The sequence below is a fragment of the Neisseria maigaei genome, assembly GCF_958267405.1.
Classification (GTDB): domain Bacteria; phylum Pseudomonadota; class Gammaproteobacteria; order Burkholderiales; family Neisseriaceae; genus Neisseria; species Neisseria bergeri.
Genome location: NZ_CATQFT010000060.1, coordinates 87,808 through 113,519, shown reverse-complemented (window position 1 = coordinate 113,519; position 25,712 = coordinate 87,808). Strand labels below are relative to the sequence as shown.

At 47.8% G+C, this 25,712-nt stretch carries 24 protein-coding genes; 7 read left to right on the top strand and 17 right to left on the bottom strand.

Annotated elements, in window-relative coordinates; all coding sequences use genetic code 11:
• Positions 1-175 precede the first annotated feature (175 nt).
• Entirely contained in the window at positions 176-328 is a 153-nt protein-coding gene (locus Q3O06_RS11235) for a DUF3761 domain-containing protein (protein WP_500793334.1), read from the top strand.
• Between the two features lie 54 nt (positions 329-382).
• On the opposite strand, the gene Q3O06_RS10700 is transcribed toward Q3O06_RS11235, so the two are convergent.
• A complete protein-coding gene (locus Q3O06_RS10700; RefSeq protein ID WP_301818833.1) occupies positions 383-1,045 on the bottom strand; it encodes a hypothetical protein in 663 nt (220 codons plus the stop codon).
• On the bottom strand, positions 1,045-2,430 hold the full coding sequence (locus Q3O06_RS10695; protein ID WP_301818832.1) for an AAA family ATPase: 1,386 nt from the start codon (positions 2,428-2,430) through the stop codon (positions 1,045-1,047). The genes Q3O06_RS10700 and Q3O06_RS10695 overlap by 1 nt, the downstream gene beginning before the upstream one ends.
• A gap of 211 nt (positions 2,431-2,641) precedes the next feature.
• Here Q3O06_RS10695 and Q3O06_RS10690 point away from each other — a divergent pair, with 211 nt between their 5' ends.
• On the top strand, positions 2,642-2,947 hold the full coding sequence (locus Q3O06_RS10690; RefSeq protein ID WP_301818831.1) for a hypothetical protein: 306 nt from the start codon (positions 2,642-2,644) through the stop codon (positions 2,945-2,947).
• Positions 2,948-3,049: 102 nt separating this feature from the next.
• Here Q3O06_RS10690 and Q3O06_RS10685 read toward each other — a convergent pair whose 3' ends face one another.
• From Q3O06_RS10685 to Q3O06_RS10635, 11 genes are all read right to left on the bottom strand, one after another.
• Positions 3,050-3,709 carry a phosphoesterase gene (locus Q3O06_RS10685; protein WP_301818829.1) on the bottom strand — a complete coding sequence of 220 codons (660 nt, stop codon included), beginning with the start codon at positions 3,707-3,709 and terminating at the stop codon, positions 3,050-3,052.
• A gap of 112 nt (positions 3,710-3,821) precedes the next feature.
• The gene (locus Q3O06_RS10680; RefSeq protein ID WP_301818828.1) at positions 3,822-4,670 is read right to left on the bottom strand and encodes a hypothetical protein; all 849 of its coding nucleotides are present in this window, start codon (positions 4,668-4,670) and stop codon (positions 3,822-3,824) included.
• Between the two features lie 497 nt (positions 4,671-5,167).
• On the bottom strand, positions 5,168-5,578 hold the full coding sequence (locus Q3O06_RS10675; protein WP_301818827.1) for a hypothetical protein: 411 nt from the start codon (positions 5,576-5,578) through the stop codon (positions 5,168-5,170).
• A gap of 1 nt (position 5,579) precedes the next feature.
• Positions 5,580-7,619: an integrase gene (locus Q3O06_RS10670; RefSeq protein WP_301818825.1), complete on the bottom strand. Its 2,040-nt coding sequence runs from the start codon at positions 7,617-7,619 to the stop codon at positions 5,580-5,582.
• Between the two features lie 2 nt (positions 7,620-7,621).
• Positions 7,622-8,485 (bottom strand): tyrosine-type recombinase/integrase, encoded by an 864-nt coding sequence (locus tag Q3O06_RS10665; RefSeq protein ID WP_301818824.1) that lies wholly within the window; start codon positions 8,483-8,485, stop codon positions 7,622-7,624.
• Entirely contained in the window at positions 8,457-9,143 is a 687-nt protein-coding gene (locus tag Q3O06_RS10660) for an integrase (RefSeq protein ID WP_301818823.1), read from the bottom strand. Before Q3O06_RS10660 ends, Q3O06_RS10665 begins: the two co-directional genes overlap by 29 nt.
• Complete coding sequence (locus tag Q3O06_RS10655; protein WP_301818822.1) at positions 9,130-10,086, bottom strand: site-specific integrase; 957 nt, start codon at positions 10,084-10,086, stop codon at positions 9,130-9,132. Before Q3O06_RS10655 ends, Q3O06_RS10660 begins: the two co-directional genes overlap by 14 nt.
• Before the next feature lie 472 nt (positions 10,087-10,558).
• Complete coding sequence (locus tag Q3O06_RS10650) at positions 10,559-11,083, bottom strand: single-stranded DNA-binding protein (RefSeq protein WP_301818821.1); 525 nt, start codon at positions 11,081-11,083, stop codon at positions 10,559-10,561.
• A 3-nt stretch (positions 11,084-11,086) separates the two neighbouring features.
• Positions 11,087-12,469 (bottom strand): MFS transporter, encoded by a 1,383-nt coding sequence (locus Q3O06_RS10645; RefSeq protein WP_301818848.1) that lies wholly within the window; start codon positions 12,467-12,469, stop codon positions 11,087-11,089.
• Between the two features lie 111 nt (positions 12,470-12,580).
• Positions 12,581-13,204, bottom strand: a complete 624-nt coding sequence (locus Q3O06_RS10640) for a lytic transglycosylase domain-containing protein (RefSeq protein ID WP_301818820.1) — start codon at positions 13,202-13,204, stop codon at positions 12,581-12,583.
• Positions 13,205-13,410: 206 nt separating this feature from the next.
• Entirely contained in the window at positions 13,411-13,779 is a 369-nt protein-coding gene (locus tag Q3O06_RS10635; protein ID WP_301668172.1) for a transcriptional regulator, read from the bottom strand.
• A gap of 158 nt (positions 13,780-13,937) precedes the next feature.
• Between Q3O06_RS10635 and Q3O06_RS10630 the strand changes: the two genes are divergently transcribed.
• From Q3O06_RS10630 to Q3O06_RS10615, 4 genes are all read left to right on the top strand, one after another.
• Entirely contained in the window at positions 13,938-14,909 is a 972-nt protein-coding gene (locus tag Q3O06_RS10630) for a factor H binding protein domain-containing protein (protein ID WP_301818817.1), read from the top strand.
• Positions 14,910-15,022: 113 nt separating this feature from the next.
• Positions 15,023-16,681: a surface lipoprotein assembly modifier gene (locus tag Q3O06_RS10625; RefSeq protein ID WP_301818815.1), complete on the top strand. Its 1,659-nt coding sequence runs from the start codon at positions 15,023-15,025 to the stop codon at positions 16,679-16,681.
• 161 nt (positions 16,682-16,842) lie between these two features.
• Positions 16,843-18,351, top strand: a complete 1,509-nt coding sequence (locus Q3O06_RS10620; protein WP_301818814.1) for a Ppx/GppA phosphatase family protein — start codon at positions 16,843-16,845, stop codon at positions 18,349-18,351.
• Positions 18,352-18,524: 173 nt separating this feature from the next.
• Complete coding sequence (locus Q3O06_RS10615; RefSeq protein ID WP_003774468.1) at positions 18,525-18,989, top strand: hypothetical protein; 465 nt, start codon at positions 18,525-18,527, stop codon at positions 18,987-18,989.
• Positions 18,990-19,410: 421 nt separating this feature from the next.
• Here Q3O06_RS10615 and Q3O06_RS10610 read toward each other — a convergent pair whose 3' ends face one another.
• Positions 19,411-19,956, bottom strand: a complete 546-nt coding sequence (locus tag Q3O06_RS10610; RefSeq protein ID WP_301818812.1) for a hypothetical protein — start codon at positions 19,954-19,956, stop codon at positions 19,411-19,413.
• A gap of 67 nt (positions 19,957-20,023) precedes the next feature.
• On the bottom strand, positions 20,024-21,034 hold the full coding sequence (gene trpS / locus Q3O06_RS10605) for a tryptophan--tRNA ligase (RefSeq protein ID WP_301818811.1): 1,011 nt from the start codon (positions 21,032-21,034) through the stop codon (positions 20,024-20,026).
• Between the two features lie 260 nt (positions 21,035-21,294).
• On the opposite strand from trpS, the gene clpB reads away from it, so the two are divergent.
• Positions 21,295-23,874 carry an ATP-dependent chaperone ClpB gene (clpB, locus tag Q3O06_RS10600; RefSeq protein ID WP_301818809.1) on the top strand — a complete coding sequence of 860 codons (2,580 nt, stop codon included), beginning with the start codon at positions 21,295-21,297 and terminating at the stop codon, positions 23,872-23,874.
• A gap of 71 nt (positions 23,875-23,945) precedes the next feature.
• Here the strand turns inward: clpB and Q3O06_RS10595 are convergent, their stop codons facing one another.
• On the bottom strand, positions 23,946-25,160 hold the full coding sequence (locus tag Q3O06_RS10595; RefSeq protein WP_301818807.1) for a pyridoxal phosphate-dependent aminotransferase: 1,215 nt from the start codon (positions 25,158-25,160) through the stop codon (positions 23,946-23,948).
• Positions 25,161-25,249: 89 nt separating this feature from the next.
• The gene (locus Q3O06_RS10590; RefSeq protein WP_002212949.1) at positions 25,250-25,459 is read right to left on the bottom strand and encodes a tautomerase family protein; all 210 of its coding nucleotides are present in this window, start codon (positions 25,457-25,459) and stop codon (positions 25,250-25,252) included.
• Positions 25,460-25,712 lie beyond the last annotated feature (253 nt).

Sequence of the window (25,712 nt, the reverse complement as noted above, 5' to 3'; positions counted from 1 at the left end):
AAAAGGCGGCCCGGATGCCTGATTATCAGGTATCCGGGGAGGATTAAGGGGGTATTTGGGTAAAATTAGGCGCAATTAGGGGCGAAAACAGCCGAAAAACCTGTGTTTAGGTTTTGGCTGTTGGGGGTGAAGGGGAAGAGGGGAATTTTGCAAAGGTCTCAAATGGGCATTTGACCTGACTTCTGAGAACTCGTGCGCCGACGGATGGCAGTCGAACAGCAACGGGCGCGGAACGTGTTCGCACCACGGCGGCATTTCCCATGCCAACGACAAAATGGGAACCGTCAAAGGTGCGACAGCGAACGTCGGCCTGCGATATTCGTTCTAAGAACGACAAAGACCGCCTGAAAACGTTTTCAGGCGGTCTTTTACATGTGTGCAGTCAATCGTCGGCAGCGGTGACAAGTATATCCGTTTGAGGGTTAGAGCCGACGGCAGACACTCCATATCGGGCTTCGTAGGCTTCCACGGTCAAAAAATGAACCGGCACATCCGTAAAGTAGCCCAAGAGGCAGCGGCTTATGTCAGCATCCAGCTTCAACCTCAAACCGTCCAGCAGTCGTGCCGTGTCGTATTTTTCCAAAGGATTATCCAACGGATGCCACACAATAAAAATATGGAACCGGCAGACTTGCAAATCAGGCAGTCCCTCCAGCATCTGCCTCGAGTTCACCTCCCTCAGGATGAAATCCGTATCGCGGATTTTATCCCTCAACTCGTTCTTTATCTCCTCTTCCGCCCCCAGCCTGTCCTCCACCCTGTTGCGTTCCGAACGGGAAAGGACAGTCAAATTGAGGGTTTCAAGGGTAGTTCCACAACGTCTGTGTTGCGCGGCCAAATCGGAAAACTCAACCAATAACAGCGTATCTTTATACGGTTGGAGGTAGTCGCAGCTTTTCGGCGTGCCTCCGTTGCGGTCAAGTATCCTCAATGCAGACTTTATCCCGTGCTGCCCGTCCAACTTATAACCCTCAGAGGTGAGAACGACCGGGCATTCAGGGATTTCATGCTGCATCAACTCTTTAAATTCGACGATATTCCGCATTACGGCAACCTGTCCTGAAGCACCTTGAGGTACGGTTCGCCCAGCACTTTTTTGGCTTCCCTGATACCCTGCAAAACGGTTTTGTCGTGCAGGGTTTCACCTTCGGTCGACAGCCTGTTGATACTGACCATCTCCCCTACCCCGCCGTCCGAACCCTCTACAACGGCCTCCAAACGGTGCAACATGTCCAAACTGTGCGTCGCAATCACGACATTGACCCCTGCCCGACCCAAATCCAGCAATACGTCCAACATCGCGTGCTGCCAAGTGGTGTGCAGGTTCATTTCCGGTTCGTCGATAAACAGGAAGCTGCCCTTGTTCAACACATTGCGCCGCAACAGCAGGGCTATCATCCCCATATTGGAAATACCTGACGAAGCCATGTTCAACGGAACAGGAGTACGGCCTTCCTCTTGGTAAACAATTTCGCCGTTCGGCGTAATTGCCAGATTCCCCTTAATCAGCGACTCAACCTTTTCCGCGATTCGTTCGAGGTCTTCCGGCACACCGGGCAGGTTGGCTTCCAAAAGCTCGTCCAAATCGTAGAAATACTTGGGTACGGGATTAACCGCACCCCTCCGCAGCATATTCATCCGCGATATGCGGGAATCGCGCAGGACATTCCTCATCTTGTAATAGACGGGGGACTCCAAGTACACCACGTTCTTCAAACTATGCAACTCGTTCAGCAGGCTGTGGCTGACCTTGAATCTGATGCCACCATCCGTACCCACCTGAATTTCGGCCGTATCGTCATCCATCCCGAACCTCGCAGGCGCGTTGGGGTTCTGCAGCAGGCGTGGCAGGTCGGCCACTTGGAAGTTTTCCGAGAACGCCTTCTTCAATCCGTTTTCTAAAGAGTATGTATAGACGGAGAGCCAGTCGTCCAAACTGTCTGCAAATTCGCCCAACCTCGTCTGTAATTTCAAAAATAAAGGTCCGATGGCCTTCATCTTCGTCCCCTTCCCCGCCTGCAGTTGGCTTCCGAGACGGGCGACATCATCCTCCAGATTTTCCACATCGGGAACGAACGACTTCAACAGGTCGCCGGACTTCAGGAGTGCCAAGAAGTCCAGCCTGCCCGCTATTTCATGCTTCAACCCCTCCAACTTAGACACGAAATCCTCCAACAGCATCTCGTCCTGTGCGGAACGTCGGGGGATGCCGTCCCAAATCAGTGAGACCAACCTCTCCAGACTGTTGAGGCTGTTTATCAGATAGGCGGACACAACGTCTTGATTCAGCGTGTGCAGGATGCTGTACAGCCCTCTGGTAATAAAACTCTTGCCGCTGGAATTGCATCCGGTAATGACCGTAAAGGGGCGGATAACGAGCGAGGCGTGGGAGATTTTACCAAAATTCCTAATGTTTACATTTAAATCCATTATAATCAGTACTTTGTAAAAGTAGGAGTAGTATTTTACAGGATTTATCAATAAAAATAAACCCGTCGTAACAGGATTACGACTCTGCAACTGAAGATGCCTAGATTTATATTGTCTCAGTTTAATAAGCATAGGATGTTCAGTTCAAAACGCCGCCAGCAGTAGGGCAATCCCTACTGCAAAATTGCTTGAGCAGGTTAGAAATGACCCGGTGATACCCGTCCAATGGGGTAAAAATCAAGCAGGAATGGTAGCAGACGGTTCGCTTGGCGTAGAGGTAAGCGACGAATGTGAAGCAACCTGGCTAACCGCAAGAGATGAAGCAGTCATCTACGCTGAAACCCTGCTGGATTTAGGCTTGCATAAGCAAATCGCCAACCGACTTCTTGAACCGTTTATGTGGGCGGAAGTCGTCGTTACGGCAACGGAGTGGGACAACTTTTTTAAATTACGTTTGGCACATGACAGCCAGCCTGAGACCTTTGCAAAATTCCCCCCCCCCCAAAAAATCCCCTAAATGTCTTGGGTGGAAATTTAGGGGATTTTTGGGGGGGATTTTGCAAAGGTCTCAGCCTGCACCATTCAAGGCTACCTGAAAATTCATTTCTAAAATAAAAGCTCATTGGTTCAATGCCGCCAATCTCGCCCGAACTTTTGCAGCCGCATCTACCGTGCTGTTACCAACGATAACGTTTTGCTTGTCGTCGAAATACTGCACGGCAGGGAGGTCGCGCAGGAAGCCGTCAATATCCTGTACTGTCAGGAAACGGCCGTGCATATCCCAGCCGACATTGAGGGCGCGTCCTTTGACGGCAGCCATGCGGTCGTGCAGATGGCCGTAGAGGTGGTATAGGCCGTGGTGGATGCCGTCCCATTCATATAAGGGATAGTGGCACAAAATCGCGGTATTGCTGATTTCGGGCAGTTTGAGCCGCAGGTAATGGCTTGTGGATGAGAGTAACGGATTGCCGTCGGCTTTGCGCGTGTCGAGGAAATGTGCTTCGTTTTGCCTAATCAGGTAGTCGTGGTTGCCGTAGATCAAATGGTGTTGCCCGTTAAGCCGTTGCAGCACGGCTTCGATGTGTGCGGGCTTTTTGGCAAAGCAGACATCGCCGAGGTTGTACACAGTGTCTTGCGGGGTAACGACGCGGTTCCAGCAGTCGATCAGGTATTCGTTCAGCTCGTCGGCGTTATCGCTTTGTAGGCGGAATTGCGGGCAGTATCGGGCGATGTTGGGATTGGAGAAGTGCCAGTCGGCGGTGAAATAGGTTTGAGGCATGGGATACTCGGTTTCTGGTCATCTGACAATGAAAAATAAGGTGCAGGCTGCTTTAGAGGCCGTCTGAAACGGGGTTGGGGCGATAAAAAGCAGCCTGCACTTTTTTGCCCACCTATCTGCCGGTCAATACCAACCGTTGGCAGAAGGCTTCCCAATCGGCAAGGGGCACAACGCGTGTGCCGTCTGCCAACGGATGTACATCGGAAGCGCAGGCGGTGTGCCAATAGGTGTAAAACGGTAGTTTGGCAATGTCGGCTTCCGATATGGCAGGGGCATTATCCTGTTCTGGCGTATGCACAATCGGCAGGCCGAAATAGCTGTATTGGCCGTCTTCCGCTTGATTGCCTGTGTGGCCGGTTTGGCAGCGGTGTTTACCGGTACGGATAAACAGACGGCAGAATGCGTGCCAATCGTGCAGAAACACGGCGGCTTGCCCGTCTATCAGGCTTTGGGCGGAACCGATACTGCTGTCCCGCCAAAACAGGTAGAACGGCAATTCGGCGATGTGGCGCTCCATGACGACCGGACAATCGCCCCGTCCTGCCGGCCGCATCACCGGAACGCCGAAACAGGCGGTTTCAGGTAAAGCATGTGCAGGCTGCATGAAGGCGTTTTGCAGGATAACGGCCGCTTCGGCAGGTTCGATACCCAAACTGTCTATGGCAGGCTGTAAGGTTGCAGGCAGGTCGCAAAAGCAGCCTGCACCTTCCGGCAGGCAATACACCGAGTTGTGCGTATGGGCCAGCGGTGCCGCCCATCGGGTAACGGGCGAAGTGCGGATTCGGCTGCCTGCGGCAAAGCGTCCCGCCCCGTCTTGGGCGACCGTGCCGTACACCACAGCATACTCGGACTTACCGGGCGTGTGGTAGCGCGTGAAGGTCCAACCAGCCAGTACGCAAGTGGATATCGTACAGTCGTAGACATGTGTTGATTGGATGATATGAGCGGGGGTGTTTGGCATGGTTCATTCCTGAAATGGCGAGGGTTAGACAACCACAGTCATTGCGGGGTATGCAGATTGCCTGAAATTTCGCGTTACACTTCAATCGCGCTCCTGTTCCGATAATCAGTTTGGACAATTATTTTTTTGGAATACCTTTGGGATTAATGATCATGCAGCAGTCTTAAATTTTTGCATACATGGCCGCGTGCTTGTCTCCTGCAAGACGTGGGCGAAGCTGAGCGAATCCATATTGTTAACAAAATAAAGATTTAGTGGAGACTGCTGCAAGCTGCGGTGCGGGCTTGAGCGGAAAGTAGTTCAGTATAATAGTGTTTGACGCGCCATTAAACTGCTGTATCTCTCTGCCCGGAAGAAGTAGATGCTGATGAAAACTGTCTTCTACTCTACCCATCAAGAAGTTTAATAGGTGTGAAGAGATTGTCTGAAAATTGATTTTCAGACAATCTTTTGTAGAGACTACTATAGTAAAAATAATTTACCTTACATCCTATAAATTACCTACGTTGGCGGTTAACAGCAATAAGAGGCTTATTTAAAGTAACTTGGGTCATACCATGCATATATGCATTATATTGCCATACAATAAATTGTTGCTTGTATCGTTCATTGATTTCTTCCAATCGTTGTACCTGAGCCTTTAAATTATTTACTTGTTTTTGCAGATAATCCATTGTTACATTTGGTTCTGGATTAGCCTTTACCTTTTCTTTAATTTTTTGTTTTTGTTTGCTAAATGCCTCTTGTATATCTGGATAATTAGCTAGTGATTGTCTCTCAATGCTTTTAACATTCAATAATTCTGAAACTTTAGAACAAAGTAAATCCCATGTTAGTTTATCTTCCCAAGTCTTAATCATCATGATGATATCTTCTAAATTTTCTTCTGTAACAAGAATTTTTGGCATACTATAACTCCATTAGTCTATATAACTCATCGTCTAATTTAGCTGTTTCTGGTTTTTGAATATCTATATCCATTCCTTTTTCTTGTAAAGCTAATTTAACTGGAGAAGGGTCATACTCATCAGGCATTCGTAATAACGATCCATTTGGGATTTCACTATTTTCTAAGAATTTAATTTTAGTTTTTATATGTGTTAATCTCCACCATAGGTTACTTATCCAACGATCTGCTCCAAAAACACCTATTCTATGGTGTTCTTTCGCTTTACTTAATTGCTCTGTTAGTTGAATCTCGCGCTGTTTTAAAATTCCTAAAGAAGACTCTAAACCCTTAATACAAACAAGCTCTTTACATGTTTCACAATCACCGTGACGAGAACATGGAGACATCGCATAATCGTGTTCGCAAATACCTATTTCTGTTACGGTTGCTATTCCGATTCTATCTTTTCCTAAGTCTTCATAGGTAACAGGAAGATTTAAATAAATTTTATCTAATATTGAAATATCCTCCGGAATGAGTAAATCTCGAGCCGACTCGCTTTTTTCTTCTTCTGTTCTGTGATCATAAGCTTTGTTATCTGCAACTCTAGCTCTTCCTGCCCAGTTAGCTAAAGTTAACTCATCCATTCCACCTCGTTCAGCTTTTGTGCTTAACCAATGTCTTGCATTGTGTGATGGCAATCTTATAAATTTTCCTTTGGATGTGCCTATACAATGCTTTTCCCATAATGATGTTTTAGGGCGAGTTTCAGAATAGCAAAATCTATCATTAATTTGATTCACTGTTGGTAACACAAAAGAAAAACTTTTAGGGGAAAAATCATCATGAAATTCATTTTCTCTGAATAATAACAAAGCCTCAGAAACCTTCACGCTTTTATGTTTATCAACATAAGGCCAATTATTAAATTTTGATGTGTATTTCTTATACAAAAATTTCCCTAGTATCTCATAAGTTATAATTCCATCGTTTTCACTTATTAAATTTTTAAACCATTTAGTATTACAACTATTTTTGGAATCAATATCTAACACTTCAGCAATTTCACTTTTAGTCAAATGCTTTTGGTATAAAGAATGGGATGGTGCAAGCTCTTTATTGGATAACATCAATATATTAGGATTTTCTTCTGCAAATTTAGCAACCTCTCTAGCCAAAGAGCTTATATTCGTTAAACGTTTAACCGCTTCAACAACAATATCTTGCATACAGCTAGGAACCCATTTTAATCCCTCTTTACCATTTTTTGCTGGTATCCATCGGATCCCTAATTGCTTATTTCCTAAGCTATCTTCTTCCCATTCTAAGCAATTAACAGATAAAGACATCAACTCAGAACAACGAGATGGAGCGACCATAAGTAGAGCCATAACAGCTGTATAATATTCAGTTTCTTTGTCTAAATTGGGGGCATCATGAAAGAGTTTAGCAACCAGCATCATTTCTTCATCAGTTGGCATTTTACTTGAACGGTATTCTTTTCCTTTTTCATCCAGTAATATAGTCAAATCTCTAGGGCGTTTATAGGGATTTTCCCATAAAGGTAGTCGAGATGTAATTTGATTTTCTCTGCAAAAATCAAATAATTTTTGAATTTGATAACCTAATTTATTGACTGATTTCGTACCTTTTTTATATTTTTTTGATACGATATTTTCTACTTCATGAATAACTAAATAATCAAGCTGAAGTATGTCAGCCCTTCCTTTAATATTATAGAGAGCCATTTCAACTATACGTAAAGATTCAATATGTCTGGCTAAATTACGAATGGGATTTAGAGAATAAGTATAACGAATATAGGCTTTGGCAAATTCAATGAATGGTGCAGCTAATGGCTCATATTTATAAGCTGTAGACTTAATTCTTTCTGTGGAAAAACGAACCTGAACTGGATAAATGCTGAATGTTGTTTTCCATTGGTTGTTTTCCCAGCAATCATTTCCAAAGATAGTAAGCTGATTTTTACTGAAATTAATAAATTTCTCTAAATTAGATTTAGGATTATTATCTTTTGGAGAGAAAATTAGATTGTTCATAATCAGTGACTTACCATAGTTCTTTTCATATCATTGCAAGCTTGAACAACATATTCAACAGCTAAAATAATACGATCTTTGGATGATGTATAATCTATACTTTTAGTTTGTTTTAAACGTTCTTCCTTTTCTTCATACAACTTATTTAAGATTTGCTGATGAGGGTCATCAATGAGTGGCCTAAACTTAGGACATAAATAACAAGTTTCATAGCCAGTTATACAAAAATCATTTGTTCCACAAGCACCTATCGTATCTATTCCGTTATTGGTTATTAAAGATGTTGGATCGTACCCTCTCTCACTTTCATTTAAGTTAGAAATAATTTTACCTGTAAAGGCTTGAGCGAGTTTTCCCATTTCAGCACCCATAACGCGATCAATATATTGCACTGTATCTGCTGTATTTTCAGTATAGACTTTCACATTTTGTGTATCTGAGTGATCTAGTAGTTCTGCTATAATCGCTGCACCAACTCCTTTTCTCCCTAGGTTAGTCCCCCTTGTATGACGAAAACGTCTTGCTGTTACATGAATAATCTCACCTGTTCGTTCTGAAATTGCTTTTTGGTGAATACAGAATTTTCGTAATGCGTATAGCTCCAACGAAGAAGCAGAATAATGAAAAATATCTTTGTTTAATAATGAAAGATCAAAATTCCTATTTTTGATATTCTTCTTTAAACAATTCCAATCAATAAACATTGGTAATTTCATTTTATAACCAGAAATAAAGGTTTCATCAACCAAACTAAGCAATTTCTTATATTGGTATTCTATAAAGTTTAGGAGAATTAAATATAACTCCTCTGTGATAGCAAGTTTTTTAAACGTTTCTCTAAATAATCCTCCTCTTTTTTTTTGCACTAGGAATATGTAGAAAATAATTCCATGTTCCTTGAGAGATTTCCTTTCTTAGGTCTTCAAATTTTAAATGACGTATTTGAATCGGTCTTCTAGCTGTAGCTTGAAGTAAGTGAATATATGCATATGTTTCAAATGAAATAAGATCTTCTCTCCAAAGTCTAGCTAGTTCAGCCATTAAAGCTAAAATTTCATTTTCGGTAAATGCTCCTGTATAAGGGCATCTCATTAATACCGATTTACCTTTATCATTTCCACTCAAAGTAAAACTTTCTAGCAACGACACAACAGATTTGTCAACTCCATAATAGCCATACTCATGCCATGACAGTAAAAAACCCTTTAATGCTCCTAAATGCCACTCACGTTCTTTACCTAAAGTAGCTTTCCAATTTATTATCACAAATTTATCAATAATATTTGAGTTAGTAGTCATTACAAATTCTTGGAATCGACGATGCATATTAAAAGTATGGTAGCTAGAATATTTTTCAGCATAAATAGCAAGTGTTTTTTTAAATCCTTCTAGTGTTTTATGATCTATATCTAATACAGATTGAGAGAAATTAATTGTAATATCTTTACTTATATGCCAAGAGTTTTCATTTTCATCAAATGCATACCCATCTCTTGACTGTCTAAAACGTTTATTCTGATTCATAATTATCAACCTTTTTTTGAAAGTCAATCTGAAGATCTAATAATATTTTGTTAGCTTTTTCTCTTATATAACGTTGATTATAAATATTTCCTGATTTCTCGGATGTATGTCCCATAAGATGTTGTCTCATCTTTGCTTCTTTTTCGGGAGAAATAAAATCTTTATGAGAAGAATCATGATTTATATTTTGATTATTTTTATCCACCTTTCGTGAAAAATCTAAGTTCCATTCATGACGAAAAATATGTGGATGAATAATCGAAAATTTAGAATCTATCTTTTTCATCGTTGATACAATAACATTATCAAAAGAACTGGTACTAATTGGGTTTCCTTGCGTTTTTCCTTTTCGATGGGTTACAAATAAATATGGATGTTTATTAGCGTTAGGAATCTTAGAGCGATAGTTCATAATATAGTCATTGATAAGTTGAGCTATATTTTGTGAAATAGGAAGTCGCCTTTCTTTCGTTTTACTTACAGCTTGCTTCTTCCTTGTGTCAAATTTATCATCATGCGTTCGTCTAATTGTAATTGAGGATTTGGCTGTTCCTATATCAATAAATGGGATTTGAATTGATAATAGCTCTCCTCTTCTAATCCCTAATTCCTTTAATAAGATAAACATCAAATGGTTTCTTTTTCTAATTCCAATATCTTGAAATGGATTATTAGGATTAGAAAAGTTCGCAATAGACATAAACTCATCTAACAATCCATCAGGTAGCTCACTTTCTGGTTTGATAGATAATGTTTTATGATTTTTAGGTCTTGACTCTTTAATTAACGTAATTAGTTTCGTCAATTTTGCGATATATTTGTTAGATACATTAATTACTTTAGATAGAAATAATATGTATTCTGAAAGCGTTGTTAGTCTATTATATTGATGACTAAGAGATACGGAAGAATAAATATCAATAAATTGAGTCCTACCTTTCATTGACACACTTTTTTTGTATTGATTACATTCTTTTGCTTTTTTATATTTATTCTCATATGTCGAATAAGGGATTCTAATTGGCTTTCTGTTAAGAGTGTTTTGTTATGAATTAGATCGCTAATAACAAGATTATTCTGTTTTTCCCAATTCATTATCCACTGTATAGTTCCCAGCTTATTCCTAATTGTGTTTACTGCGGATTGATTACGTAGTTCTACAGTTACCCATAAGGTAGAATAAAAATCAGGGATATCTGTTTTCTCATTAACCAATAGAGGGAAACGCCCTCCATTTGAAAAAAGGATTGTTATTAGTTTATACATAACACTTAATTTACAAGTTAAATATATATAAATACTACAAAAAATAAGCTTTCCATGTCAAATAAATGTAAAAAAAGAGAACCCCTTTAAAATAAGGGGTTCTCTATATTTATAGAGATTTTATTTTACAGTTTTAAATTATATGTAACTCAGAACGGGATGTCGTCGTCAATGTCCTCGACCGAGGCGGCGGCCGGCACGGGTTGGCGGCGCGGCGCGGCTGGTGCTTCTTGAGGATGGGACGGCGCGTCGGGGGCAGGCTGCCGGCTTTGCTGCGCGGGGCGTTGGTAAGCCTCCTGACTCTGACCGTAACCTTCCTCGTAAGGCGCGCCGCCGCTGTTTTCATTGCGCCCGCCCAACATTTTCATTTCGTTGGCGACAATATCGTAAGCGGTGCGTTCGATGCCGTCTTTGCCTTGGTATTTGCGGCTTTGGATTCTGCCTTCCAGATAAACCAGCCCGCCTTTTTTGAGGTATTGCCCGGCAATTTCCGCCAGTTTGCGGTACATCGTGATGTTGTGCCACTCGGTGCGCTCCACACGTTGGCCGTTGCGGTCGTTCCAAGTTTCGCTGGTGGCGACGCTGAAATTACACACCGCCTCGCCGTTGGGCATATAGCGCACTTCGGGATCTCGTCCGAGTCGGCCGATAAGGATGACTTTGTTCAATGACATTTTTTAAACTCCTGTGATGATTTTTTCAGCGGCAGCCTGATCGAAACCCTTCTGCAACACTTTAAGATAGACGGTCTGCCCGTCGAAACTGAAACCGATGTCTTCCACGCCTTCGAGTTGCAACAGGGCGCGTTGCAATCCGTCCCGATTGCCCTGCCACACGCCGCCGACAGGGTAACTGAGGTTTTTGACGGGCTTGGGTGCGGGCGATAAAACGGCAATCACCAGCCACAGCAGCATCAATATGCTGCAAAAGGCAAACACGCCGGAAAAGCCGTATTTTTGAAACAGCAAGCCGCCTGCCGCGCCGCCGGCAAACAGTCCGAGCGACTGCATCGTGTTGTACACGCCCATCGCCGTACCCTTCAGGTCGGACGGCGCGATTTTGGAAACCATAGACGGCAGGCTGGCTTCCAACACATTAAAACCGATAAAGTAAACAACCAGATAAGCGGTAATCAGCCAAATCGAGTGCATACCGGACAGCAAACCGAGCTGCGCCGCCGCGATGCAGACGATGCCCAAAACAAAAACCTGCTTGAGCTTGTTGCGCGTCTCGCCGACGATAATCAGCGGAACCATCACCACCAAGCCCGTAATGGTCGAGGGCAGATATACTTTCCAATGCTGGATTTTTTCCAAACCGAGCCGGGTCATCGCGAAAGGCAGCGCGGTAAACAATGCCATTTGCGCGGCATGCAGGGCAAAAATACCGAAATCAAGGTTAAGCAGTTGACGGTTTTTCAAAACTTCGCCTATACGTGCAGGCTGGGCCTGTGTATCTTCGTGCAGCTTAGAAACCTCCGGGTCGGGAGTCATAAACGCCACCACGCCGATACTGGCAACGGTCAGAATGCCGGTCAGCATAAACAGTCCGCGAACGCCCACCGCGTCGGCAATCATCGGCGCAACCACCAGGCTGACCGAAAACGTCAGACCGATACTCAAACCGATCATCGCCATCGCGCGGGTACGCACGCCGTCGCGCGTCAAGTCGGCAAGCAGCGCGGTAACCGCCGCACTGACCGCTCCCGCCCCCTGTATGGCACGGGCGGCAACCAGCATAGGCAGCGTATCGGCGGCGGCGGCAAGAAAGCTGCCGGCGGCAAACACAATCAGCCCGACATAAATGGTTTTCTTGCGTCCGAACTTGTCGGAAGCGATGCCCAAAGGCAGTTGCAGCAATGCCTGCGTCAGCCCGTAAATGCCCATTGCCAGCCCGACCAGCGTTTTATTGTCTTCCGCACCGGGCAGCGAGGCGGCATATATTGCCAAAACGGGCAACACGAGGAACATACCGAGCATACGCAGCGCGTACACGCCGGAAAGCGTCGTACTGGCGCGCCATTCGTGCGGAAACATTTGGATGCGGTTGTCTCTTGCCATAAATAATTTTTCAGACGGCATCAACAGTTGCAATGCCGTCTGAACTTCCAGTGAACAGATTTTCGGATTATACAGGATTCGCCGTATTTCGGTTGCGGAGCGGGTTCAAAATCAACGCCACTGCCAGCGGTTGCGCCACGCGCCCAAAACGGCGTTCGGATATTTATTGCTGCCCAAGCTGCCGTTAAAGCGGGCAAGTGCACGGACGATGTTGCCTTTTTCAAGGTTCTGGTAATGGCGCAGAATCGTGCAGCCGTAACGCAGGTTGGTGCGGATATCGAACAGGTTGTGCGCCGGTTTGCCGATGTAGTTTTTCCAAAACGGCATAACCTGCATCAGGCCGCGTGCACCGACTCCGCTGATTGCATACTGGCGGAACGCGCTTTCCACCTCAATCAGCCCCAACACAATCTGCGTATCCAAACCGGCACGGCTGCTTTCATACTGGATATTGACCAGCAGCCTGCGCCGCTCCTCCTCATCGGGGACAAACCTTGCCAAACGTGCCGACATGGCGGACAACCAACGTTCGCCCTCTTTCGGATTGTCGAACACCAACCTCGGCGGATTGACGCTGCCGACAGAACTCCTCATCACGGAAGCCACATCGTCGGCAAGCGTTTCCTCACGTTGCGCGCCGGCGTGCGCCAGAGGACTGAACAGCAGCGCGCCGGCGGCACACAGCAGGCGGCGGCGTTGCAGATTGACGGGTAGGGTATCGGTCGGTTTTTTCATAGGGAACGGGTGCGCGTCCGGATGTTTCAGACGGCATTAAATATTCAAACAGACATGATTGCTTTCAACGCGAAAAACCGCGCACAAAATCCAAGCACGGCATATCGCCCTGCCCTTTTCAGGCAAATCTCGATTTTACCGCTCTCAAGAACACTTGTCCAAACAGGCACAGGCAACACCGTCCGGGCATTTCCCGTTTTCACCGGCTATCTGTCGTCCGGATGGTGCAGCAGCACCATCAGCGCATCACGCTTTTCGGGTGGCAGCAGGCGGAAATATTTCAACAGCAGGGCTTCTTGCGGCGAAGCCGCACCTTCCGTGCCGGAGAGCCTGCCGTGGCGCAGCCATTCCGCGCTGGTATCCAGCCATTTTGCCAGCGTCTCGATTTTGTCCGGAGTCGGAATCGACCTGCCGACCAGCCAATGGTGAAACGCCTGCGTACTGACAGGCTGATTGGGATGGCGCAGATTGAAGCGGTTGGCGAGACTGGCATTGGACAGCTCGTCCAAACCCGCGAGGCGTATTGCTGTTTTCAAACGTTCGCTGAAATCGGTTTTATCTTGTTCGGTATGCATAATGGCGGATTATGAATAGCCGACTGTTACCTTCTTTAAACAGAATAATTGATAGTATTAACAATTTAGTTGCCAGTAAAAGTGAATATGGGCATAATGGGAAGCGGTTTACACAACCATAAACTTATTTACTTTAATTTCTGAAATTTTGGAGATTTATGATGACTTTGAACAAAGTTTTCGCATTGAGCATGATTGCCTTGAGCCTGGCAGCTTGTAAAACCACTAGAACTTACAACAATTATTACTACAACGACGCAAGCACCCAGGCGGCAGCAGGCGGCAACTCTGCAACGCAACCATCCGGCAACAGCAGCAACACAGCGACACAGCCGTCCAACAACGGCGGCAACTCTGCAACGCAACCGTCCGCTGCCAACGACAATCCTCCTCCCTCCACTCTGACAAACGACACACCTAATTTTTCAGTCAGCGTCAGTGGATTGAGAAGTGAGGCTGAAGCAGATGTGCGTAAGTTGGCTAGGGAATATGGTGTGAATAGTGCAACTGTTTTGACTTACCAAGTCAGCACTCTGGGCCAAAATGCCAATGGCGGCTCTCTTGATTTGTCTAAAGTACCTTTGAAACAGCTGACCCACAATGCACATACAGAATCTGCACAGGTACGTGCAGATGGTGAAACTTATACACTAACCCGCAAGGGCGAGTCCCATATCTACCGTCAGAATTATTCTCTGATTGCTGGCGTTAAACCGACTTCCTACTCGATTCAAGGGCCCGGAGTGAATCGAACTGAGACTATCCGTGATGAAGATTATCTGACCATCAAAGGTACGCCGACTGAAACCTTGCCCGCAGCCGGTAAAGCGACTTATTCCGGTGCTGCATTTGACGGACAAAATCAAGGCGTATTGAGCTACTCCGTCAATTTCAACGAAAGAACGGGTGAAGGCAACATTACCGGCTTGGGTGAAAAAGTCGTCTTGAACAAGGGCAACATAACCCATATCGATCATAATAACGAAATTGATGGAAGCCGCCTTCAAGGCTACGGTATTAAAGGTTCTTCTAATAAAGGTGATTACGAACTCGGCTTCTTCGGTGCCAATGCCGAAGAAATCGTCGGTACGGTTAATAACGGCGAAATCGGCTTTGCCGGTTCCCGTTAATCCCGCCTGATACAAATGCCGTCTGAAACCGGAAACGGTCTTTCAGACGGCATTTCGACCATTTGACTGCGCGGTTTGCCCGTCCGGTCCCTTGCCCTGAAACTGTTTGACTTATGAAAAAATTTGCTTTGCTTCTTTTGTCCGTGCCGACGGCGGCCGTTGCCGAAACGCCCGTTTTGCCCATACCCGTGTCGAAGCAGGTGTTCGTGGACGGCAAGTTCGACGATAGGATAGTGCCTGCCGAAAGGCTTGAAAGGACTGACGAAACGGAAATTCCGGTTCTGCCGCTTTCTTCCCATGCTTCATCTTTTGACGAACAGATCGACAATGCCTTCCGCCTGTTGCAGCGTGCCGCGCCGAAGCGGGATGCCGCGCCTGTTGTTGCGCCTGTCAGCAAGGCGGAAGAGACCGAAATCAAGCCTGTGGCGACGCATAAGAAGTTTTCCAACGAGGCGGCTTTCGGTACGGGTGCGTCCGTGCCGTCTGAAACCCTTGCAGCCGGAGAAGCCGTTTCAGACGGCAATGCCTCTCTTGCGGGTTTGGAAGAGCAGATCAACCGCGCCGTCGTCGCCCGAGATTGGGACACGCTGCAAACGCTGCTGGAAAGCTATCGCGCCCTGCCGGATTTCAATCCGGTTCTGCACGATTACGCGCTGGGCGGTTTGCGCCGCAGCCAGTTGCGCCATGACGAGGCGGTGGCTTTGTATCGCGGCATTTTGGCGCAACAGCCCGATTTGGCGTATCCGCGTTTCGATTTGGGTGTAATGCTGTTTGAAAACAGGCAGTACCGTGAGGCGAAGGCGGAATTGGAGCGGGCGAAACCTGATTTGCAGCCGCCGATGCAGCAGCTTGCCGACCGCTATCTTGCCGCCATAGACAAGGCTCAAGGCTGGAAGCCCGATGTGTCGCTGCAATACGAGCAAACGGACAATGTAAACAACGCTTCGTCCGAAAAAACGATTGAATTTGCAGGAAAAAGCTGGACTAAAACCGCCGACAGCCTGCCGCAAAAGGCACACGGTTTGCGCTACGGCTTGGGCGTGTCGCGCGAAATCAATGCGGGCGGGCATCATTTCCTCTACGGCGGCATCAGCGGCGGCGGCGTGCATTATTGGGATAACAAAGATTTCAGCGAACAGAGCCTGCGCCTGTCGTTCGGCTATAAAAACCGTTCGGTAACGCGCTCATTCGGCATCGTGCCGTTTATCGAGCAAAACCTCTTAGGCGGCAGCCGATACAATTTCGTCGGCGGCTTCAATGCCGATTTCTCCCAACGCTTGAGCGAACGCTGGCGGTTGACGCTGAACGTGGGCAATATGTGGAAGCATTATCAGGAAGACCGCACCGCCGCCCGATACGACAGCCATATGCCTCTGGCGGGCGCGACGCTGATGTATTCCGCGCCGAAAGACTGGCTGCTTTACGGCGGTGCGGACTGGTCGCACGACATGACGAAAGAGGCGGAACAGGCTTCCGTCCGCAAGGGTTTGCGTGTCGGCGCGGTCAAAACGTTCGACGGCGGCTTGGGTCTGCGGGCAAACCTGCGCTATACCCACAGGACTTTTGATGCACCCGGGACCATTGTGTACCGCTTCCCGCGCAAAGACCACGAATATCAGGCAAACCTGTCGTTGTGGCACGACAAAATCTCTTGGAAGGGCTTTACGCCGCAACTCAATTTCCGCTATCTGAAAATCGACAGCAATATGAAAAGTTTTTACACACGCAAAAACACGCAGATTTTCATGAGCGTGGAAAAGGATTTCAAATAAGCGCAAAAATGCCGTCTGAACGTTTTTCAGACGGCATTTTTTGCTGTCGGAAACATACCGTCGGCAACATCTGTGAGCAGAATCAAAAACAGCCGCATCATTTATTGTCAACGCCTGCACCGTCAGAGTAACATTGCGTTTTTCCCCCGCCGGTATCCGCCATGACCACCACCCCCGCAAACGTCCTTGCCTCCGTCGATTTGGGTTCCAACAGTTTCCGCCTCCAGATTTGCGAAAACAACAACGGACAGTTGAAAGTCATCGATTCGTTCAAACAGATGGTGCGCTTCGCCGCCGGACTGGACGAACAGAAAAACCTGAGTGCCGCTTCCCAAGAACAGGCTTTGGACTGTCTGGCAAAATTCGGCGAACGTCTGCGCGGCTTCCGCCCCGAACAGGTACGCGCCGTGGCGACCAATACATTCCGCGTCGCCAAAAACATCGCGGGCTTCCTGCCCCGTGCCGAAGCGGCATTAGGTTTCCCCATCGAAATCATCGCCGGGCGCGAAGAGGCGCGGCTGATTTATACCGGCGTGATCCACACCCTCCCCCCCGGCGGCGGCAAAATGCTGGTTATCGACATCGGGGGCGGTTCAACAGAATTTGTCATCGGTTCGACGCTGAATCCCGACATTACCGAAAGCCTGCCCTTGGGCTGCGTAACCTACAGCCTGCGCTTCTTCCAAAACAAAATTACCGCCAAAGACTTCCAAGCCGCCATTTCCGCCGCCCGCAACGAAATCCAGCGCATCAGCAAAAATATGAGGCGCGAAGGTTGGGATTTCGCCGTCGGCACATCGGGTTCGGCAAAATCCATCCGTGATGTGCTTGCCGCCGAAATGCCCCAAGAGGCGGACATTACCTACAAAGGAATGCGCGCCCTCACCGAACGCATCATCGAAGCCGGTTCGGTCAAAAAAGCCAAATTTGAAAACCTGAAACCGGAACGCATCGAAGTTTTTGCCGGCGGACTTGCCGTGATGATGGCGGCGTTTGAGGAAATGAAACTCGACAGGATGACCGTAACCGAAGCCGCCCTGCGCGACGGCGTGTTTTACGATTTGATCGGGCGCGGTTTAAACGAAGATATGCGCGGACAAACGGTTGCCGAATTCCAACACCGCTACCACGTCAGCCTCAATCAGGCGAAACGCACCGCCGAGACCGCGCAAACCTTTATGGACAGCCTCTGCCACGCCAAAAATGTTACGGTTCAAGAACTTGCCTTGTGGCAACAGTATCTCGGACGCGCCGCCGCGCTGCACGAAATCGGTTTGGACATCGCCCACACCGGCTATCACAAGCATTCTGCCTACATCCTCGAAAACGCCGATATGCCGGGCTTTTCACGCAAGGAACAGACCATACTCGCCCAACTGGTCATCGGTCATCGCGGCGATATGAAAAAAATGGGCGGCATTATCGGCACCAACGAAATGTTGTGGTATGCCGTTTTGTCCCTGCGCCTTGCCGCACTGTTCTGCCGTTCGCGCCAAGATCTGTCTTTCCCGAAAAATATGCAGTTGCGCACGGATACGGAAAGCCACGGCTTCATCCTGCGTATTGACAAGGAATGGCTGGAACGCCACCCCCTGATTGCCGACGCATTGGAATATGAAAGCGTCCAATGGCAAAAAGTCAATATGCCGTTTAAAGTTGAAGCCGTCTGAACCTTGCGGGGCAAATGCCGTCTGAACCCTGTTCAGACGGCATTTGCCTGTCCGCGACACCCAAAAAAACCGACTGCCTTGTATCTATGACGGCAGACGGGTCGATTTGCAACTCCAAGCAAAAACCTGCTTAATAAAGCAAAAGAACTATATGACCAAACAAGAAAGGATAGATGATGGGTTACCATATTAGGATAATAAATACCAGCAAAAAAATTTCAGACGAAAATAAAATATTAAAAAACAAGGAGAACTTGTCAATATTTTTAAGAGAAAAATTTAATTATCATGAAGGTTGCAACGAGATGGGTGAAGTATATTTTTATGACCCAAACGATGAGGAAAGCATTCTTTTTTATGATGGGGAAGAATTGCTTGCAATTACCACAAGCAATGATCTACTATCATCAATGATAAAAATTGCAAGGTCGTTTAAGGATGGTTCCAGAGTTGTTGGTGATGAAAATGAGACTTACAAGGATATAAATAATGCATATCTACATGAGGATGATTATGAGCAGACGCAACAAAAAGAAGATAACTACATTAAAAAAATTAAGGACGCCATTATTCCAATAATAGTTCCTATTTTACTTGGGATAATTGCATTAATATTAAAAATATTAAAAATTAATTAATCTTAAAGCAAAGCCGACGACCGCACCCGCGCCCTGCAGGGTCTAGCCGCCGGCGCCCAAGCCTACCAACTGGTCGATGGCGTCGGCAAAGTGGCCGATTATGCGCGGCAAATTCGGCCGACCCGAATAAGAACAAGCAAGTCTTTTCATAACCCGCGTACATGGTGCAGACTCCCGTCAAAGCAGAGCAGGACTTAAGGCATAGATAAAGCGGCAACCGGACGGCTGCCGCTTTTTTGTAAAGATGAGCGGTACCGATTCACTCATTCTTACATCAGAATCACAATACATATGGAGCACCTAAATCCCCTATTTCTGCCAACAATTCCCCGACCGTCTCCATCAGGACAAAAAACTTGTTGCAGCCACTTTCCTGAAAGGGCTTGGAAAACTCAAATGCATTATGGGATTTTTGAATACCTCAATAATGGCGGCGGCGGAAATAAAACATCCCCTCACTGTCGATTTCCAGCACATAGCGTCCGTTCTGTACGGCGGCATAGCCGCTTTTGCCTACCTGATAGGGTTGCAGGGCGGCATGCGAGACCAGGTAATCCGTCAGTTTGCCGCCGTCTTCGGCGATATTGCCCACCAGTTTGGCAAACAAGGTATGGCACACGCCGTTTTCCACCCAGCCCGAAGGCGCGCCCTTTCCGTCGGTTTCCATACATTTGCCGACGACGGCTTCCAAGTCGTTGGGATGCTTTCCGGTCAGCCGGACGACGTTTTGTTCCGGCAAGCCTTTAATCGGATAGCTGATTTGTTTTTTGCCGTCGTCGGTTTTGCCTTCGCTGCTTTGTCCCAAAGCCAAACCGGCAATCGCCGTATTGTCGATGTATTTGACTTTGAAAACCGGTTTCGGCGCGCTTTGTACCGCATTTTGCGGCTGTTCCGCCGTATTTTCGGATTTGCCGCAGGCGGCAAGCAGCAGGCAGCCGCCCAATATGGCAAAAGGTATTTTCAGCATTCCACACTCCTGATGGTTTCAAAATGCCGTCTGAAACACGGACAATGGATGTTCAGACGGCATGGGTTTATTTCAAAGGACGGATACCGACCGCATCGCGTACCTTATTCAAAAGTTCGCTCGCTTCTTTGCGCGCTTTGGCCGCACCTGCCTGCAGGATGTCTTCGATTTGCGAAGGATTGGCGGTCAGCTCGTTGTAGCGTTCGCGCGGTTCTGCCAGCTCGGCGTTGATTTTCGCCGCCAAAAGTTTTTTCGCCTCGCCCCAAGCCAGGCCGTCGGCAAGCATTTTCGTAAATTCCGCCGTTTCAGACGGCGTGGAAAAGGCCTTGTAGATTTCAAACAAAGGGCTTTCGTCAGGCTGTTTCGACTCGCCCGGCTCTTTCATGTTGGTGATGATTTTGTTGACCGATTTTTGGGTTTTCTTGTCGTTTTCCCAAAGCGGGATGGTGTTGCCGTAAGATTTGGACATTTTACGCCCATCCAAACCGACCAAGAGTTCAACGTTTTCGTCGATTTTCACTTCGGGCAGGGTGAAGAGTTCTTGGAAACGGTGGTTGAAGCGGCCGGCGATGTCGCGCGCCATTTCGACGTGTTGGATTTGGTCGCGTCCGACGGGAACTTCGTTGGCGTTGAACATCAAAATGTCGGCAGTCATCAGAATCGGATAACTGAACAAACCCATTTCCACACCAAAATCGGGGTCTTCCTGCCCGTTTTCCGCATTTGCCTGCACGGCGGCTTTGTAGGCATGTGCGCGGTTCATCAAACCCTTGGCGGTGATGCAGGTCAGAATCCAGTTCAATTCCATCACTTCGGGAATGTCGCTTTGGCGGTAGAAGGTGGTGCGCTCGGGGTCGAGTCCGCAGGCAAGCCAAGTGGCGGCAACGGCTTGGGTGGATTGGTGAATCATCTCCGGCTCGTGGCATTTGATGATGCCGTGGTAATCGGCGAGGAAGAGGAAGGATTCGGTATCGGGGTTTTGCGCCGCGCGGACGGCGGGGCGGATCGCGCCGACGTAGTTGCCCAAATGCGGGATGCCGGTAGTGGTTACGCCGGTCAGAACTCGTTTTTTGCTCATAAAAATGTCCTTACGGCATCAATGCCGTCTGAAAGGGAAAAAGATGCGCCGATTATACCCGATTCACAATATTTGTTCAGACGGCATCGGACGCTCCCCTATTGGAAGGATTAAGTTATACACACGAATCAAAAAATTTATTTCAATTATATTTAATAAGATACGTAATTAAACCTGAAAAGTTAAAATCTGACGCTTGAGTTATCCACAATTATGCACATATAGGCTTCGACAGCGGACATTTTAAAAAGGAAACAAAAATGCGATACGACAAATTAACCGCCAAATTCCAACAAGCCCTTGCAGAAGCTCAGAGTTTGGCGTTGGCTGCGGACAGCAGCTATCTGGAAGCGGGCTTTGTGTTAAAAGCCCTGCTTGACGACCAAAACAGCGGTGCTGCCGCGTTGCTGGCGCATTCGGGCGTGAACGTGCCACAAGTGAAACAGCGTTTGCAGCAGCATTTGAACAGCCTGCCGAAAGTGTCCGGCCAGGGTGGCGACATTCTGCCCAGCCGCGAATTGCAGGCGGTGTTGAACCTGATGGACAAAGCGGCAACCAAACGCGGTGATGCCTATATCGCCAGCGAACTTTTCCTGCTTGCCTTGGTACAACAGAACGATGCGACCGGCAAAATTCTGAAAGAAGCCGGCGCGACCGAACAAAACATCAATGCCGCGATTGACGCGGTACGAGGAGGACAAAACGTGAACGATGCCAATGCCGAAGACCAACGCGATGCGCTGAAAAAATACACGCTCGACCTGACCCAGCGCGCCCGCGACGGCAAACTCGACCCCGTTATCGGCCGCGATGACGAAATCCGCCGCGCGATTCAGGTATTGCAACGCCGCACCAAAAACAACCCTGTGCTGATTGGTGAGCCGGGTGTGGGTAAAACCGCCATCGTCGAAGGCTTGGCACAACGTATTGTTAACGGCGAAGTACCTGAATCCCTGCGTAACAAACGCCTTTTGGTTCTGGACTTGGCGGCTTTGATTGCCGGCGCGAAATACCGCGGCGAATTTGAAGAACGTTTGAAAGGCGTGTTGAACGACTTAGCGAAAGATGACGGCAACACCTTGATTTTCATCGACGAAATTCATACTTTGGTCGGCGCGGGCAAAACCGACGGCGCGATGGACGCGGGCAATATGTTGAAACCGGCTTTGGCGCGCGGCGAATTGCACTGCATCGGCGCGACCACCTTGGACGAATACCGTCAATACATCGAAAAAGACGCAGCACTCGAACGCCGCTTCCAAAAAGTATTGGTCGGAGAACCCAGCGTGGAAGATACCATCGCTATTTTGCGCGGTTTGCAAGAGCGTTATGAAATCCACCACGGCATCGACATCACCGACCCCGCCATCGTTGCCGCAGCAGAGTTGAGCGACCGCTACATCACCGACCGCTTCCTGCCCGATAAAGCGATTGATTTGATTGACGAAGCCGCCAGCCGTGTCAAGATGGAAAAAGAAACTAAGCCGGAAGCGATGGACAAAATCGACCGCCGTTTGATTCAATTACGGATGGAAAAGGCACACGTTGAAAAAGAAAAAGACGATGCCAGCAAAAAACGTTTGGAGCTGATAGACGAAGAAATCGACGGTCTGGAAAAAGAATACGCCGATTTGGAAGAAATCAGGAAAGCCGAAAAAGCGATTTCAGACGGTGTCGCCAATATTAAGAAACAAATTGACGAAGTCAAAATTAAAATCGAACAGGCAAAACGGCAAGGCGATTTAGCACTGGCTTCAAAATTGATGTATGAAGATTTGGAACATTTGGAAAAACAGCGTGCAGCCGCCGAACGGGAAGATACGGACAGCACAAAACCGGCAAACAGACTCTTGCGTAATAATGTCGGCGCGGAGGAAATCGCAGAAGTGGTTTCCCGTATGACTGGCATTCCCGTATCCAAAATGATGGAAGGCGAACGCGATAAATTGTTGAAAATGGAAGAAGTATTGCACCGCCGTGTGGTTGGTCAAGACGAAGCCGTGCGTGCTGTATCCGACGCCATACGCCGCAGCCGCTCCGGCCTTGCCGACCCGAACAAACCTTACGGCAGCTTCCTATTCTTGGGCCCGACCGGCGTGGGTAAAACCGAGTTGTGCAAAGCTTTGGCAGGCTTCCTGTTTGACAGCGAAGACCACCTCATCCGCATCGACATGTCCGAATACATGGAAAAACACGCCGTTGCCCGCTTAATCGGCGCGCCTCCGGGCTATGTCGGCTACGAAGAAGGCGGCTACCTGACCGAACAAGTCCGTCGCAAACCGTACAGCGTGATTCTTTTGGACGAAGTGGAAAAAGCCCATCCCGACGTATTCAACATCCTGCTGCAAGTATTGGATGACGGCCGTTTGACCGACGGGCAAGGTCGCACCGTGGACTTCAAAAACACTGTTATCGTCATGACTTCCAATATCGGCAGCCAGCACATCCAACAAATGGGCACGCAGGACTACGAAGCAGTGAAAGAAGTTGTGATGGAGGATGTGAAAGAACATTTCCGTCCTGAAATGATCAACCGCATCGACGAAGTGGTCGTGTTCCACGGTTTGGATCAGGCAAACATCCGCAGCATTGCGAAAATCCAGCTCAAAGGTTTGGAAAAACGTTTGGAAAAACAAAACCTGCGCCTGACTGTTTCCGATGCCGCACTGGACATCATCGCCAAAGCCGGTTTCGACCCGATTTACGGCGCACGTCCGCTCAAACGCGCCATCCAGTCGGAAATCGAAAACCCGCTGGCCAAAGCCCTGCTTGCCGGAAACTATGCGCCCGAAAGCGAAATCAGGGTGGAAGCCGACGGCGACAGACTGAAATTTGCCTGATTCGTTCCTGCTGTTGAAAATGCCGTCTGAAACGGGAATCTCCGTTTCAGACGGCATTTTTTATCAGAATCCTACTGATGGTAGGTTTGCAGGAATCTTGCCAGCCTGCCCATCGCCTCTTCAATCTGATGGACGTAAGGCAGCGTAACAATGCGGAAATGGTCGGGCTTGATCCAATTAAACCCCGTTCCCTGTACCAGCAAGACTTTTTCGCGCACCAGCAAATCGTAAACGAATTTCATGTCATCGTGGATACGGTACATTTCGGTATCGATTTTCGGGAACATATACATCGCACCCATCGGTTTAACGCAGGACACACCGGGTATCTGGTTGACCAATTCCCACGCCCTGTTGCGCTGTTCCAAAAGCCGTCCGCCCGGCAAAATGAATTCGTTAATGCTCTGATAACCGCCCAATGCCGTCTGAATCGCATGCTGCATCGGCGTATTGGCACACAGGCGCATGGACGAGAGCATATCCAAACCCTCAATGTAACCTTTTGCGTGATGTTTCGGCCCGTTGAGTACCATCCAGCCTTGGCGGAATCCGGCGACGCGGTAGGCTTTGGACAAACCGTTGAACGTTACCGTCAAAAGGTCGGGGGCAAGCGCGGCGATGTGGTGGTGAACCGCGCCGTCATAAAGGATTTTGTCGTAAATCTCGTCGGCGAAAATAATCAAACCGTGCTTGCGCGCCAACTCGGCGATTTCCAGCAGGATTTCCCTGCTGTACACCGCGCCTGTCGGGTTATTGGGGTTGATGACGACGAGGGCTTTGGTTTTGGGCGTAATTTTGGCTTCCATATCGGCAAGGTTGGGGAACCAGCCGTTTTCTTCGTCGCACAGATAATGGCGCACCATACCGCCCGCAAGCGTTGCCGCCGCCGTCCACAAAGGGTAGTCGGGCGCGGGAATCAGGATTTCGTCGCCGTCGTTGAGCAACGCCTGCATAGACATCGTAATCAGCTCGGACACGCCGTTGCCGATATAGACATCGTTTACCGTAATATCGCGCAAACCTTTGGTCTGATAGTAGTGAACGATGGCTTTGCGGGCGGAATACAGCCCTTTGGAATCGCAATAGCCTTGCGAAGTCGGCAGGTTGCGGATGACATCGACCAAGATTTCATCAGGGGCTTCAAAGCCGAACGGCGCAGGGTTGCCGATATTGAGCTTGAGGATTTTGTTGCCCTCCTCTTCCAACTGAAGGGCTTTTTTGTGAACCGGCCCGCGTATGTCGTAACAGACGTGGTCGAGCTTTGCAGACTTGGGAAACTTATCCATAATGTGTTCCGTAAATTTTGGGCAATGGGTGGGAATGTACTCTTTTTCACGCGGAATTTAAAGCATCAGGGCAGGGTTTTTCAGGCTTTTCACCTGCCCTCTTTGCGCCGTTCGCTGACACTTTTCCCGCCTATGCCCCAGTTATCGGTATCCACTTCGTCAATCACGACAACCGTTGTTTCTGGATTTTTACCCAACACGCGTGCCAGCAATTCGGTTACGCCGCCGATCAGTTCCGCTTTTTGCGCGGCAGTCGGTGCTTCCTTGCCGCCGGTTACTTTAATATTGACATAAGGCATGATATTTCTCCGTTTTGAAATATTGCCATCTTATCAAACAAGTTGCCCCCGCCCAAACGTCCGCTTCATTTTCTGAAAAATTCAAATCGATATAGTGGATTAACAAAAATCAGGACAAGGCGACGAAGCCGCAGACAGTACAGATAGTACGGAACCGATTCACTTGGTGCTTCAGCACCTTAGAGAATCGTTCTCTTTGAGCTGAGGCGAGGCAACGCCGTACTGGTTTTTGTTAATCCACTATACAAAAAGG

Excerpts from the sequence above, each read along its gene's own strand:
- Q3O06_RS10700 (WP_301818833.1), bottom strand. The coding sequence starts at position 1,045 with ATGCGGAATATCGTCGAATTTAAAGAGTTGATGCAGCATGAAATCCCT.
- Q3O06_RS10695 (WP_301818832.1), bottom strand. The coding sequence starts at position 2,430 with ATGGATTTAAATGTAAACATTAGGAATTTTGGTAAAATCTCCCACGCC.
- Q3O06_RS10685 (WP_301818829.1), bottom strand. The coding sequence starts at position 3,709 with ATGCCTCAAACCTATTTCACCGCCGACTGGCACTTCTCCAATCCCAAC.
- Q3O06_RS10680 (WP_301818828.1), bottom strand. The coding sequence starts at position 4,670 with ATGCCAAACACCCCCGCTCATATCATCCAATCAACACATGTCTACGAC.
- Q3O06_RS10675 (WP_301818827.1), bottom strand. The coding sequence starts at position 5,578 with ATGCCAAAAATTCTTGTTACAGAAGAAAATTTAGAAGATATCATCATG.
- Q3O06_RS10670 (WP_301818825.1), bottom strand. The coding sequence starts at position 7,619 with ATGAACAATCTAATTTTCTCTCCAAAAGATAATAATCCTAAATCTAAT.
- Q3O06_RS10660 (WP_301818823.1), bottom strand. The coding sequence starts at position 9,143 with ATGAATCAGAATAAACGTTTTAGACAGTCAAGAGATGGGTATGCATTT.
- Q3O06_RS10655 (WP_301818822.1), bottom strand. The coding sequence starts at position 10,086 with ATGAAAGGTAGGACTCAATTTATTGATATTTATTCTTCCGTATCTCTT.
- Q3O06_RS10650 (WP_301818821.1), bottom strand. The coding sequence starts at position 11,083 with ATGTCATTGAACAAAGTCATCCTTATCGGCCGACTCGGACGAGATCCC.
- Q3O06_RS10645 (WP_301818848.1), bottom strand. The coding sequence starts at position 12,469 with ATGGCAAGAGACAACCGCATCCAAATGTTTCCGCACGAATGGCGCGCC.
- Q3O06_RS10640 (WP_301818820.1), bottom strand. The coding sequence starts at position 13,204 with ATGAAAAAACCGACCGATACCCTACCCGTCAATCTGCAACGCCGCCGC.
- Q3O06_RS10635 (WP_301668172.1), bottom strand. The coding sequence starts at position 13,779 with ATGCATACCGAACAAGATAAAACCGATTTCAGCGAACGTTTGAAAACA.
- Q3O06_RS10630 (WP_301818817.1), top strand. The coding sequence starts at position 13,938 with ATGATGACTTTGAACAAAGTTTTCGCATTGAGCATGATTGCCTTGAGC.
- Q3O06_RS10625 (WP_301818815.1), top strand. The coding sequence starts at position 15,023 with ATGAAAAAATTTGCTTTGCTTCTTTTGTCCGTGCCGACGGCGGCCGTT.
- Q3O06_RS10620 (WP_301818814.1), top strand. The coding sequence starts at position 16,843 with ATGACCACCACCCCCGCAAACGTCCTTGCCTCCGTCGATTTGGGTTCC.
- Q3O06_RS10615 (WP_003774468.1), top strand. The coding sequence starts at position 18,525 with ATGATGGGTTACCATATTAGGATAATAAATACCAGCAAAAAAATTTCA.
- Q3O06_RS10610 (WP_301818812.1), bottom strand. The coding sequence starts at position 19,956 with ATGCTGAAAATACCTTTTGCCATATTGGGCGGCTGCCTGCTGCTTGCC.
- trpS (WP_301818811.1), bottom strand. The coding sequence starts at position 21,034 with ATGAGCAAAAAACGAGTTCTGACCGGCGTAACCACTACCGGCATCCCG.
- clpB (WP_301818809.1), top strand. The coding sequence starts at position 21,295 with ATGCGATACGACAAATTAACCGCCAAATTCCAACAAGCCCTTGCAGAA.
- Q3O06_RS10595 (WP_301818807.1), bottom strand. The coding sequence starts at position 25,160 with ATGGATAAGTTTCCCAAGTCTGCAAAGCTCGACCACGTCTGTTACGAC.
- Q3O06_RS10590 (WP_002212949.1), bottom strand. The coding sequence starts at position 25,459 with ATGCCTTATGTCAATATTAAAGTAACCGGCGGCAAGGAAGCACCGACT.